Source organism: Erwinia sp. ErVv1, from assembly GCF_900068895.1.
GTDB lineage: Bacteria > Pseudomonadota > Gammaproteobacteria > Enterobacterales > Enterobacteriaceae > Erwinia.
The window spans coordinates 444-694 of record NZ_CDPK01000002.1 but is presented as its reverse complement, the minus strand read 5'-3'; the positions used below and the strand labels follow the sequence as shown (position 1 = coordinate 694).

Below are 251 nucleotides of genomic sequence, written 5' to 3'. Positions count from 1 at the left end.
TGCGATGTCATCCTGCCTGACGGAGCCATGCGGCGCAGCCAGTGGGACCGCTATGGCCGCCTGACGTCAGAGACTGACCCGGCAGGCCGCACCACAGAGTATTACTGGTTTCGCAACACTGACCGCATCGCCCGCACGGTTTACCCGGATTCAACAGCCACACAGGCGACATATGATTTAAACGGTCGCCTGCTGTCGGAAAGCAACGCACTGAATCACACCACCACATACCATTATCCTGACGACGAAGA

Annotated in this window: 1 pseudogene; it reads left to right on the top strand. The window is 57.8% G+C overall.

Features of this window, described 5'->3' with window-relative positions:
- Window positions 1-246: pseudogene (locus A1830_RS22050) on the top strand (hypothetical protein); the annotation flags it as partial.
- Between the last annotated feature and the right edge of the window lie 5 nt (window positions 247-251).